7 protein-coding genes, 1 pseudogene and 1 riboswitch are annotated in these 11,939 nt (G+C 60.5%); of the genes and pseudogenes, 5 read left to right on the plus strand and 3 right to left on the minus strand.

Annotated elements, in window-relative coordinates:
- Both PV407_RS19965 and PV407_RS19970 read right to left on the minus strand, forming a co-directional pair.
- On the minus strand, nucleotides 1-252 hold the full coding sequence (locus PV407_RS19965; protein ID WP_332091748.1) for an acyl carrier protein: 252 nt from the start codon (nucleotides 250-252) through the stop codon (nucleotides 1-3).
- Nucleotides 253-279: 27 nt separating this feature from the next.
- A complete protein-coding gene (locus PV407_RS19970) occupies nucleotides 280-3,471 on the minus strand; it encodes an FG-GAP repeat domain-containing protein (protein ID WP_332091749.1) in 3,192 nt (1,063 codons plus the stop codon).
- Nucleotides 3,472-3,676: 205 nt separating this feature from the next.
- On the opposite strand from PV407_RS19970, the gene PV407_RS19975 reads away from it, so the two are divergent.
- The 3 genes from PV407_RS19975 to PV407_RS19985 all read left to right on the plus strand — a co-directional run bounded on the left by PV407_RS19975 (nucleotide 3,677) and on the right by PV407_RS19985 (nucleotide 7,906).
- On the plus strand, nucleotides 3,677-4,660 hold the full coding sequence (locus PV407_RS19975) for a PfkB family carbohydrate kinase (protein WP_332091750.1): 984 nt from the start codon (nucleotides 3,677-3,679) through the stop codon (nucleotides 4,658-4,660).
- Between the two features lie 3 nt (nucleotides 4,661-4,663).
- Entirely contained in the window at nucleotides 4,664-5,173 is a 510-nt protein-coding gene (locus PV407_RS19980; RefSeq protein WP_332091751.1) for a phosphoesterase, read from the plus strand.
- A gap of 183 nt (nucleotides 5,174-5,356) precedes the next feature.
- Nucleotides 5,357-7,906 carry a DUF3656 domain-containing U32 family peptidase gene (locus PV407_RS19985; protein WP_332091752.1) on the plus strand — a complete coding sequence of 850 codons (2,550 nt, stop codon included), beginning with the start codon at nucleotides 5,357-5,359 and terminating at the stop codon, nucleotides 7,904-7,906.
- Between the two features lie 488 nt (nucleotides 7,907-8,394).
- On the opposite strand, the gene PV407_RS19990 is transcribed toward PV407_RS19985, so the two are convergent.
- The gene (locus PV407_RS19990) at nucleotides 8,395-8,826 is read right to left on the minus strand and encodes a MarR family winged helix-turn-helix transcriptional regulator (RefSeq protein WP_332091753.1); all 432 of its coding nucleotides are present in this window, start codon (nucleotides 8,824-8,826) and stop codon (nucleotides 8,395-8,397) included.
- 277 nt (nucleotides 8,827-9,103) lie between these two features.
- Here PV407_RS19990 and PV407_RS19995 point away from each other — a divergent pair, with 277 nt between their 5' ends.
- Together PV407_RS19995 and PV407_RS20000 are read left to right on the plus strand one after the other, a co-directional pair.
- On the plus strand, nucleotides 9,104-10,321 hold the full coding sequence (locus PV407_RS19995) for an MFS transporter (RefSeq protein WP_332091754.1): 1,218 nt from the start codon (nucleotides 9,104-9,106) through the stop codon (nucleotides 10,319-10,321).
- Between the two features lie 137 nt (nucleotides 10,322-10,458).
- Nucleotides 10,459-10,652, plus strand: a riboswitch (cobalamin riboswitch).
- Nucleotides 10,653-10,811: 159 nt separating this feature from the next.
- Nucleotides 10,812-11,939, plus strand: a pseudogene (locus PV407_RS20000) (5-methyltetrahydropteroyltriglutamate--homocysteine S-methyltransferase); the annotation flags it as partial.

Raw genomic sequence — 11,939 nt, forward strand, 5'->3', positions numbered from 1 at the left:
TTACCTCCCCGTCTTGCCGGCGATAAAAGCGGCGATTTCCGCGATCGTATTGAGCGGATGCAGCATCAAGTCCTGGTTCGTCACTTGAATTCCGTACGTTTTCTCGATGTGGGCGATCAGCGCGGTCGCTCCGATCGAGTCGATGAAGCCGTAATCGAACAGATGGACATCGGTGCCGAAATCGTCGTCGTCGTCGGCGATCTCATAGCGCTCGCGAATGTGGCGTTCCAGCTCCTGCATAATGTCGTCCATGGCGAACTCTCCTTTGCGTGCGATTCGTCAGTCGGTCGGCATTTGGACCGTGAAGGTCGTCGCCGCTCCGTAATGGGTGACCGTATAGACGTTGTCGTTCGGATCTTTCTCGACCTTCAGGCCGTCGCCGGCAATAGCGAGCGGGCGAGGTCCGTACAGCTTGATTTGCTGCATGCCGTCGGAACCGGTGCGGATCGTCCAGGTCGTACCGTCGTCCTTGATGTCCACGGGAACGTTGGAGCGGATAATGTGGAACGGCTCCGCGCCCCAGTTTACGGACACGCTCGTCAAACGGCGCAAGCCGAGCCCGACGTACAGCTTGTCGTCTTTTTTCGTATGGACCGGGGAGTCCGTCGCGAACGGATAGCCGGCGTATGTCTCGCCGGGCTCGAAGACGACTCCGGCGGTGTTGCGGTATTCCGCGGCCGTGTCGGGCACGCCCGAGCTATCGGATGAAATCGATAAGGTCAAATGCAAGCCGCGGCCAAACCTCGTTTTCAGCTTGTCGATCGCGTACAGCAGCCAAGGGCGCTCGACGCGAATGTCGCTTTTCATCGCGGCGAGAAACGAACGGGCCATTTGCGGTTCGGTCATGAAATTGTAGTCGTATTCGGTGCGCAGCCGATCGAAGTAACGCACGAAGCTTTCCAGCATCGCCGTCTTTTCCGGATCGTTGTACTGGTACTCGATATGCTCGAAATAATCGATCGGCATGTCCAGCTTCGCATGCGCCTCGTAAATGTCGGTCGTATCCGGCTTATAGCCGTCCGGCGACAGCGTGAACCGGAAGCCCGGGGCGTACAGCACCATGGGCGACTTCAACTGATCGTCTTCAAGCAGAAAAGGAAAGCTCCATAAAAAATCGCGGCCCCATTGCGGCTCCGTCGGGCTGTTAGACGGCTTGAAGCCGAAGTTGTACCAAATGTCGGCTTCGTTTTCGTTGCGCAGCGTCTGCAGCCGGTCCTGCTGATTGATGCGCCACGTATGCTGGTTCGTGCCGGTTTTCGTCCAAGGCAGGCCGAGCGCGGCGAACGATTTCCGCTGCAGCTGCAGCTCGAGCTTCTCCTGCTCGGAGCTGAGGAAGCTGTGCACGTAGACGTGCGGTACGATTTCCAGCTTGTTCGCCTCGGCGTAGTCGAGAAATTCGCGAAGCTCCTTCTTGTAAGGGAACGCCGGGTCGTCGACCGCGACCGGCTTGCTGTACTGCACCTGGCCGACGATCAAGTCTTCCTTGCCGTCGCGGTTCAAGTCCGCCCAGAGCGGAACCGAATATTGCCCGCCGACGAGCGCCTTCGTGCCCATTTGGTTGCTTGTCGAGCCTTCGATCGGCCCTTTCAGCAGCCACGTTCCTTGATGTTGTTCATAGACGAGCAGATCGCCTTCGCTGTTGCCGACGACGAGATCCGGCAGCTTGTCTCCGTTCATGTCGCGGATGGCCGGCGCCGCATGGGAAGCGTTGATGCGAAACAGCGGCGTCGCTTTGGCGAACTGCAGAGGCTTGCCGGGAATGCCGGGATAGGCGGTAAGCTGTCCGTCCTTGTCGCCGACGACGAGGTCGAGCGTTCCGTCCCCGTCGAGATCGGCTGCGGCCGGGGCCGAATGGGACGCGGCCCGGATCGGCTGTCCGTCCGACATCAGCCGGACCGGCGGGGCGAAGGCGCCTTTGCCTTGCCGGAGCAGGGCGACCAGGCTGCCGTCCGCGCTGCCGACGACGAGGTCGGCGAGCCCGTCTCCGTTCAAATCCGCCGCGGCGACGGTGGCGTAGCCGCCGGTCCGGAACGTTTCCCCGTTCGCCAGCTTGAGCGACTGCGGCCCGCCGAAGCCGTCCGGATGCGCATAGCCGTCCGGCACCATTTGCGCGGAAGACGACGCTTTCCCCGTATTCGGGAAACGGTACAAGTATCCGTCGGCGCTGCCGACGATCAAATCTTGCGTGCCGCTGCCGTTCAAATCGATCAAAGCCGGATACGCCCGGTACGGCAGCTCGAGCTTCATGCCGAGCTCGTGCTTGCCGGGGTAGGCGCCGACGGTCAGCGGGTTGTTGTCGCTCGTCAGCAGCGTTCCGCTCGAGTAAAACGAATTCGGAAACTCGCCGACGAACCGCGGCCGCTCCGTCGTTCCGGTATTCAAATGAACGGTGACGCCTTCGTACCAATGATGCCAGTCGAACGACGAGCGAACGAGCGAGAACGAAGGAATTTGGTTGTAGGTTTTCAGCAGCTCGGCCCAGGCGATGCCTTCCTTATGCTCGATCGCGGGCAGCGCCTCGAAATGGTTTTGGTACGCCATGGCCGGGCGCCCGTACGGGCCGAACACCTTTTTCAGGCTGTAGCCGAGCGTTTCCTTCGAGACATAAGCCGCGAACTCGTTTCGAAGCAAATGATTGGCCGCCGCGAACGAAAAATGGAAATAAGGCTCCTGCGGCAGCCCCGTTTTGAACCCGTAATAGAGCGAACGCCCGGGCTCTTTCAGCGACTCGTCGTGTTTCGCCGCTTTCGTCGGGAACCCTTTGGCCGTGTCCATGCCGCTTTGCAGGTCGAAGCCGGTAATAAAGTAGCGATTCGGCAAAAACGCGCTGGCGGCGACGACCGACCCTTGGCCGTACCGATTGACGGTAAACAGCGTTTGCCCGTTCATCGTCACGAGGCTTTCGGCCGTCGACGGGACGATCGCCTGCCCCCAGTCGAAGCCCGGCATCGTTTCGTTCATATCGGTAATATAGGCGTGTCCGGTAAAATTGTCTGCAAACTGCCGGAACACGTCCTGCATCCCCTGCAAATTGCCGCGAACCTGCGGATAGTCGAAAACCGGTTTTGCCGTTCCGTGAACCGGGACAAGGGCGGCAGCGCCGATCAGCTCCTTCGGCAGGTCGCCGAGCAGATCGTTTTCCGCGAACAGATGCCCGCCGGCGTTCACATACGCTTCCAGCCGGGGGACCGACGCTTTCAGAGCGTCCGTTCGTTTCAAGGATACGTCCAAATAAACGGCGTCGAAATCGGCGAGCCGACTTTCGCTCAGCTTGGCAAGCGGCATCCGGCTCAGCTCGACGTTCGCCGCGATCGATTGTTGGAAATTGGAGTAAGCCGCCCGGTCGAAGTCGTCTCCGTTGCTCGCGTACAGCAGCCGGACCCGTTCTTCCTTATGGCCGAATACGAGCACGAACGCCGCCGCGAGCAGCGCGAGCAAGACGGCCCAGGCCGCTTTTTTGCGCAATGACAAGATGATCCCTCAGAACTTGGTATAATGATAGTTTTCGGTTCGGTCAGGCGTTAATCGGGTAAAGGACTAGTGCCATTATAGCATTTTGAAAAACGGTTGTTAAACATTTGACGATTCCGCGGGTAGAAAGTTGCCGGTTTCGCTCCACTTTTGTCGACCGGTCGGCTATAATTCGAAGCAGAAGTTCCATTAGGAGGATGAGGCGATGGAAAAGCGTACGGTTGTTTGTTTGGGCGAGCTGCTCATCGATTTCGTGCCGGAAATCAGCGGGCTTCCGCTTGCGAAAGTCGAAACGTTCCGCAAAGCGGCCGGCGGCGCCCCCGCGAACGTGGCGGCGGCGGTGGCGAGGCTGGGCGGCAAGGCGCGGTTTATCGGCAAAGTCGGGCGCGATCCGTTCGGGGCGTTTTTGCGCGAGGCGCTAGCGGAGGCCGGCGTCGAGCCCGCGCTGGTCGAGACGGACGAAGCCCGGACGGGGCTCGCCTTCGTATCGCTGAGGGACGACGGCGAACGCGACTTCCTCTTTTATCGCGAGCCGGCCGCGGATATGCTGCTGCGCAAAGAGGACGTGAAAGAGGCGTGGCTCGGCGACGCGGCCGTCTTCCATTTCGGCTCCGTATCGCTTATCGCCGAGCCGTGCCGATCGGCGACGATGGACGCGGCGAGACGGGCGAGGGCGCGCGGAGCGCTCGTATCGTACGACCCGAACGTCCGACTGCCGCTTTGGACGAGCGCCGACTATGCGCGGCGGGTCATTCTGGATCAGCTTCCGTTCGCCGACATCGTGAAAGTGAGCGAGGAGGAGGTCGGCTTTTTATACGGCGGCGCTTCGGCGGAAGACGGAGCCCGACTCATGCTCGGGGCCGGTCCGCGATGCGTCGTCGTCACGCTCGGCGCCGCGGGTTCGCGCGTATTTACGCGAGCCGGCGAGCTGGCCGCGCCGACTGTTCGAGTAGACGCGATCGATACGACCGGAGCGGGCGACGGATTCGTCGGCGGGCTGCTGTGGCGGCTGGCGGACGCCGGCGTCGGGGCGGCGCGGCTGGAAGAGGCGTTTGCCGACCCGTCGTTCGCGGGCGAGGCGCTCCGGTTCGCGAACGCCGTCGGAGCGCTTGCGACGACGAAGCGGGGCGCGATTCCGGCGCTTCCGACGCGGCCGGAAGTCGAGCGGCGGCTGGCCGGGGAGGCGTAACGGATGGCGCAAACGTTTTTCATCTCCGATCACCATTTCGGCCATAAGCACATTATCGATTACGAGTCGCGGCCGTTCGCCGGCGTGGAGGAAATGACGGAGACGATGATCGCGCGGTGGAACGATGTCGTCGGCAAGGACGACCGCATCTTTCATTTGGGCGATTTCTCGTTTCTGAACAAGGAGAAGACGGGCGCGATTGTAAGTCGGCTGCACGGACGAAAAACGCTCGTCATGGGCAATCACGACCGCGGCCGCTCCCGTACGTGGTGGCTGGAGGCGGGATTCGACGAAGTAAGCGAATACCCGATCGTGTACGGCGGCTTTTTCTTTTTGTCGCACGAGCCGATGTATATGAACAAGCATATGCCGTACGTCAACGTGCACGGGCATATCCACGGGCAAAAGTACGAAGGCTCGCAATACGTGAACGTCAGCGTGGAGCATTGGGACTACACGCCCGTTTCGTTCGAGGAGATCAGGCGGCTGGTCGTCCCGGGCGAGGAGCAGTAACAGGCGAATGGCGCGCGGACCGGTCGGTTTGCCGCCATTTTTTTGCGGACCTCGCGCGGGCAACATCTTCCTGCGCGAACGGCGGGCGGCGGCATGGCGCACGGACCGCCTTTTCTGGTACACTAATAGGATCATAGGGCGGCCGGCAGGCCGGGCATGAAAGCTGCCAGGAGGAACTATACCATGCGCGAAGACATTCGCATCGAACATATCGAGCTGCTCGCTCCCGCGGGCGATTGGGACTGCTTGCGGGCGGCGGTGGCGAACGGGGCCGACGCCGTCTTTTTCGGCGTGGACAAATTCAACGCGCGCGTGCGCGCGAAAAATTTTACGATGGACGAGCTGCCGGACATTATGTCGTTTCTGCACCTGTACGGCGTAAAAGGGTTCGTCACGTTCAACATTCTCGTGTTCGAGGAGGAAATGAACGACGCGAAGCGGCTCGTCGAAGCGTGCATCGATGCCGGCGTCGACGCGGTGATCGTGCAGGATCTCGGACTCGTGAAGCTGATTCGCGACATTTCTCCCGATTTCCCGATCCACGGCTCGACGCAGATGACGATCACGTCCCCGGAAGCGGTCGAATTTACGAAGCCGTTCGATATCGAGCGGGTCGTGCTCGGACGCGAAAACAATTTGAAGCAAATCAAGCAGATCGGCGATCAGGCGAAGCTGCCGATGGAAGTGTTCGTGCACGGGGCGCTGTGCGTTTCGTACTCGGGGCAATGCCTCACGTCGGAAATGTGGGGCGGCCGTTCCGCCAACCGGGGGGAGTGCGCGCAGGCGTGCCGATTGCCGTACGATTTGATGGTGGACGGCGTGCAGAAGCCGATGGGCGACGTGGCCTATTTGCTGTCCCCGAAAGATTTGGCCGCGCTGGAGCTCGTGCCGGAGCTGATCGAGGCGGGCGTCACGTCGTTCAAAATCGAGGGTCGGCTGAAATCGCCGGAATACGTCGCCAACGTCGTGTCCAAGTATCGCAAAGCGATCGACAGCTATTTCGCCGGCCGCGACCCGAAGCCGACGAAGGAGGAGCTGCGCGAGCTGCAGCAAAGCTTTTCGCGCGGATTTACGTACGGCTTCCTGAAAGGGACGAACAACAAGCAGCTCGTCGACGGCACGTTTCCGAAAAGCCGCGGCGTCTTCCTCGGCCGCGTGAAGCAGCTGCTGAAGGACGGCGTCGTTTGCGAGCTGGAAGCGCCGTTGAAGCGCGGGGACGGCATCGTCTTCGACGCCGGGGATCCGACGAAGCCCGAAGAAGGCGGTCGGGTGTACGATATCCGGCGCAAAGGCGTCAAGCTCGAGGGCGAGGCCGAAGGCGGCCTGATCGAGATCGTGCCGGGACGCAACGACGTCGATTTAAAGCGGGTTCGCGTCGGCGACCGGATTTGGAAGACGAGCGATCCGCATCTGGACAAAAGGCTTCGGCAAACGTTCGAGACGGACAAGCCGTACCGGGTGTTTCCGGTAAGCGTGGCGGTGCAAGGCCGGCTCGGCGAGCCGCTTCGCAGCGTATGGACGGACGAGCGGACCGGTCATTCCGTGGAGGTCGTTTCCGAGCTGCCGCTCGTGCAGGCGGAGAAACGACCGATGGACCGGGCTCTGTTCGAAGAGCAGTTCGGCCGGCTCGGCGGCACGATATTCGCGCTGAACGCGCTCGCGCTCGATTTGGACGGAGCGCTCATCATTCCGATGCGCGAGCTGAATCAGATGCGCCGCCGCGCGGTCGAGCTGCTCGAGCAAGCGCGCCAAAAGCCGCGCGCCTATACGAAGCGGGCCGTCGACGTGTACGCGGACGCGCATCGCGCGGTGCCCGCCGGGACGTTCGCCGCCGGACGGGACGGTTCGGCCGCGCGCGCAGCCGGACCGCTCGAGCCGAAGCTGATCGCGCTGTGCCGCAATCTCGAGCAGGTGAAGGCGGTGCTCGAGACGGATGTCGAGTGGATATATGCCGACTTCGAATTTATCAAGCAGTTTCCGGCCGCTGTGGAAGCGGTCCGGTCCGCCGGCAGAAAAATCGCGCTGGCGACGCCGCGCATCCATATGCCGGGCGAGACCGGCTATTTCAAAAACATGCTGAACCTGCGTCCGGACGCCGTGCTCGTTCGCAACACGGGAGCGATGTACTACTTCATGAGACACCGCGCCCAAAGCGCGGACGGCTACCGGCCGGAGCTGATCGGCGACTTCTCGCTCAACGCGGCCAACCACAAAACGGTGCAGCTGTTCGCGGACAGCGGCTGCAGCCGGGTAACGCCGTCCTACGATTTGAACATTCAGCAAATGATCGATTTGCTGCGGCGCGCCGACCCGGCGCAGCTGGAAATCGTCATCCATCAGCATTTGCCGATGTTCCATACGGAGCACTGCGTCTACTGCACGTTTTTGAGCGAAGGAACGGACTACACGAACTGCGGCCGTCCTTGCGAGGAGCACCGCGTATCGCTGCAGGACCGGATCGGCATGTCGCACCCGGTGCGCGTCGACGAAGGCTGCCGCAATACGGTGTACAACGCGATCGAGCAGTCCGGCGCGGAATATTTGCCGCAGTTCCGGGAGCTGGGCGTGACCGCGTACCGGGTCGAATTTTTGGAGGAGTCGCCCGAGCAGGTGCGGGAGGTGCTCGATTTGTACGGCCGGGCGCTGCGCGGCGCGATCAGCGGTACGAGCGTATGGCGCACGCTGAAAGCGACGAATCAGCTCGGCGTGACGCGCGGGCAATTGGTGAAGTAAGCAGAGCCGTTTGGAAACACCGCTTCCGTGGGGGCGGTGTTTTTTTGGGCATTTTTCGGATGCCGCCAAGCGGCACGACGGATGAATGGCGAAGGGTGCGGGGTTGCACGGAGAAAAGAACGAGCAGCGCCTTTCGTTTCCGCGTCAGGCGTATTCTAATCCTGCCGGGTCACGGGAACCGAACGTACGGGAAAACCTCCGGTTATCTAGCTCTCCTATAGGGCGTCATTTCGAAATACCGGGAAATGCTCCAGCAAAAATGCCGCCGAATCGGGGAAAAGCGCGCCATGGACGAAAGTAACGGGGCGTTTTCCCGTTGTTTTGCCCGGAAACGGGAAACGACAAGACAATAGCGGGAACATTTCCATCCCGCTTCCCGCTCCGCTGCCGTTCGGCGTGCAAAAAAGGATCCGGGACTCGTTTCGGCCGATTATAAGGAGGCGCCGAAAACGTTCGGACCCGCGGCGCAGTTTACTTCGGTCTGCGGGTCAGTCCACGAATGTCCGGTTCAGCTTGGCCATCAAGCGCATAAACGTTTCGCATTCGTCCGGCGTCCAGTCGGCGAACAACTGCGCGAAGCGGGCGATCCGCAGCCGCTTCGATTCGAGCAGCTCCTTCATGCCGGCATCCGTAATTTCGAAATGGCTGGCCCGGCCGTCGACCGGATCGGGCATACGCCGTATTAGCCCTTTCGCCTCCAAGCCGGCGGCTTGTCGGCTGATCGTCGAAATGTCGAGACGGAACTGTTCGGCCAGCGCCTTGACGCCGGTCGCCCCGTGCTCGGACAGGTGATAAAGCAGCAAATAAGCCGATCGCTCAAGCGTTCCGAGCTTTTTGTCCAAGGCGACTGTCGTAACCCGTCGGGCGAACGTGGCAAGCTCGAGATCGATTTCCTCCAAATGTTTCTCGTCCAACGTCATCACCTTTCCGGCTGTTGTTACTTGATACTTTACCCGATTGTACAATTCGATCGCAACTTGCCGGCGGAATAGGGAAATATCTACATTGACACCTCGGAAAGAAGTTGTATAATACAATTAAAATTATTTAGTTGTATCATACAACTATATCCGGCTTGCCCGTTCGTTGCGACTTTGCCGCCCGAATTCGGTACTTGGGAGAGGGCGCCGACAAGAGCGGCAGTCGCATAGCGGGTTACCGGAAAGCGAACAATACATTCGGGAGGTCATTCATTTCATGTCAACCGCATCGACCGATCGGCGGTATCAGGAGATCCGCAAACGTTCGGGCACGTTCAGCCAGCCGCTCGCCGTATGGGCGGTCGCTTTTGCGTGCGTCATTTCGTTTATGGGGATCGGCCTCGTCGATCCGATTTTGCCGGCGATCGCCAAAAAGATGGAGGCGACGCCGAGCCAGGTTTCGCTGCTATTTACAAGCTACAATTTGGTCACCGGCATCGCCATGCTCATTACCGGCTTCGTATCGAGCCGGCTCGGGACGAAATGGACGCTGATCGCCGGTATTTTTCTGATCATCGTCTTCTCCGCATTCGCCGGCAATTCGGAAACGATCGATGCGATCGTCTGGTTTCGCGGCGGCTGGGGGCTGGGCAACTCGCTGTTTTTGGCGACCGCCTTGTCCGCCATCGTCGGCTTATCCGCTTCCGGCACCGCGCAGGCGATCATTTTTTACGAAGCGGCGCTCGGTCTCGGCATTGCCGTCGGCCCGCTGCTCGGCGGCGAGCTCGGGTCGATTTCGTGGAGAGGGCCCTTTTTCGGCGTCAGCGTGCTGATGGGGATCGCTTTTTTGTTTTTGCTGTTCATTATGCCGAACGTGGCCAAACCGAAAAAGCCGAGCCCGCTCTCGGCGCCGTTCAAGGCGCTTGCGTACCCGGGGCTGCTCACGCTCGGCGTCGCCGCCTTTTTGTATAACTTCGGCTTTTTTACGCTGATGGCCTATTCCCCTTACGTCATGGAGCTGAACGAGCGCGGTCTCGGGTACGTCTTCTTCGGCTGGGGGCTGCTGCTCGCCGTCACGTCCGTATTTGTTGCGCCGAGGCTGCAGAAGCGTTTCGGCTCCGTACGATCGATTAGCGCCGTATTGACGCTGTTCGCGGCCGTGCTGCTCGTGATGGGCATCGGCGCCTATACGCCGGAAACGATCATTGTTTGCGTCGTCGTCTCGGGCGTCTTCCTCGGCATCAACAATACGCTCATTACGACCGCCGTCATGGAATCGGCCCCGGTCGAACGATCGGTCGCCTCCGCGGCGTACAGCTTTGTCCGTTTTATGGGCGGCGCCATTTCCCCGTGGCTGGCCGGAAAGCTGGCCGAATGGTTCGGCCCGAGCGTCCCGTTTTATTTCGGCGGCGTCATGGTGCTGCTCGGCGTTCTGTTCGTTCTTGCGCGGCGCAACCATTTGGCCGGCATCGACGCGGCGATTGCGCATCATTGAGCAGGCTATCGAAACCTCCAAACTGTTGTACGGTTTGGAGGTTTGCTTGTACCCGACTGTAGTCCCGGTTTTCCGATAAGGATTGCATAAAATGAAAACGTATTGTATGATCCTTGTGTAAGTCGCAAGACAAACAATCGCATATTGTGGGAATGGGTGCGCCGGCTGCGGCCGGCGCTTAAAAGGGAAGATCGGTGCAAAACCGACGCGGTCCCGCCACTGTAACGGAGAAGTGTCCGGCAATCCAAGCCACTGATCGCAAGAAGATCGGGAAGGCAGCCGAACGCGACGATCCCGGAGCCAGGAGACCTGCCTGTTCTGACAGCACTGCTTTACCTACGGGAGATAGGGAGGTGTTGAAGATGGCGGCCGTCATAATCGAACATGAGGGGCATCTTTTACCTATGCGCTTTTCCGGGTAAAAGATGTCTTTTTTGCGTTTTCGGTTTGTGTCATGTTCCGGTAATTCACTATGAGGAGGCGTTCGTCCATGAATTCCATCGTTAGCAGCTCGCTCGGCTATCCGCGAATCGGAGCGGACCGGGAGTGGAAAAAAGCGCTCGAACAACATTGGGCCGGGAAAATCGGGGAGGAGGAATTGGCGGCCCGCATGGAAGCGATTCGGCTCGGCCATCTTCGGACGCAGCGGGATAAAGGCATCGACCTGATTCCCGTCGGCGACTTTTCGCTCTACGATCACGTGCTCGATACGGCCGCCCAGTTCGGCGTCGTGCCGGCCCGTTTCGGTCACGCGGGCGGACCGGTTCCGCTTTCCGTTTATTTCGCCATGGCGCGCGGAACAAAAGGCGCGACCGCCTGCGAAATGACGAAGTGGTTCAATACGAATTATCATTATATCGTGCCCGAATTGAACGATGCCGCTCCCGAGCTGGTCGAAAACCGGCCGCTCCAGGCGTACCGGGAAGCGAAAGCGAAGCTCGGCATCGAAGGCAAGCCCGTCGTGCTCGGCCTGTATACGTTTTTGAAGCTGTCCAAAGGATACCGTCCCGAACGGATCGATTCGCTCGTCGAAACGTTTTTGCCGGCCTATACGCAGTTGATTCGCGAGCTGGATCGGGAGGGCGTGCAATGGACGCAAATCGACGAGCCGATCCTGGCCGCGTCGCCGTCCAAAGACGAGATGAAGCGGATCGCCGCCATGTACGGGGAAATTCGCCGGGCGTCGCCGCGAATGAAGCTGATGCTGCAAACGTATTTCGACGGCGTCCGGCATTACGAGGAAACGGTCGGCCTGCCCGTCGACGGGATCGGTCTCGACTTCGTTCACGGCGGCGAGCGCAATCGCGCCGGCTTGGAAGCGTTCGGCTTTCCCGCAAATAAATCGCTCGGCGTCGGTCTGATCGACGGCCGCAACATCTGGCGCGCCGACCTCGGCTCGAAGCTGGCGCTGCTGGAAAGCTTGACGGCCCGCGTGCCGTCCGGCCGGATCATCGTGCAGCCGTCGTGCAGCCTGCTGCACGTCCCGGTTACGGCGGCCCGGGAAAACGGGCTCGATCCGGCGCTGCGGCAAGCGCTCGCCTTCGCCGACGAGAAGCTGGAGGAGACGGCTTGTCTCGCCCGCGCGCTGCGCGAAGGAAAAGCCGCCGTCGCCGTGCCG

It is taken from the genome of Paenibacillus sp. GYB003, from assembly GCF_036577625.1.
In the GTDB taxonomy this organism is placed as follows: Bacteria; Bacillota; Bacilli; order Paenibacillales; family NBRC-103111; genus Paenibacillus_AB.

Bases quoted from the DNA above. Each gene is read 5' to 3' on its own strand.
- PV407_RS19975 (WP_332091750.1), top strand. From the start codon at position 3,677: ATGGAAAAGCGTACGGTTGTTTGTTTGGGCGAGCTGCTCATCGATTTC.
- PV407_RS19965 (WP_332091748.1), bottom strand. From the start codon at position 252: ATGGACGACATTATGCAGGAGCTGGAACGCCACATTCGCGAGCGCTAT.
- PV407_RS19980 (WP_332091751.1), top strand. From the start codon at position 4,664: ATGGCGCAAACGTTTTTCATCTCCGATCACCATTTCGGCCATAAGCAC.
- PV407_RS19995 (WP_332091754.1), top strand. From the start codon at position 9,104: ATGTCAACCGCATCGACCGATCGGCGGTATCAGGAGATCCGCAAACGT.
- PV407_RS19990 (WP_332091753.1), bottom strand. From the start codon at position 8,826: ATGACGTTGGACGAGAAACATTTGGAGGAAATCGATCTCGAGCTTGCC.
- PV407_RS19985 (WP_332091752.1), top strand. From the start codon at position 5,357: ATGCGCGAAGACATTCGCATCGAACATATCGAGCTGCTCGCTCCCGCG.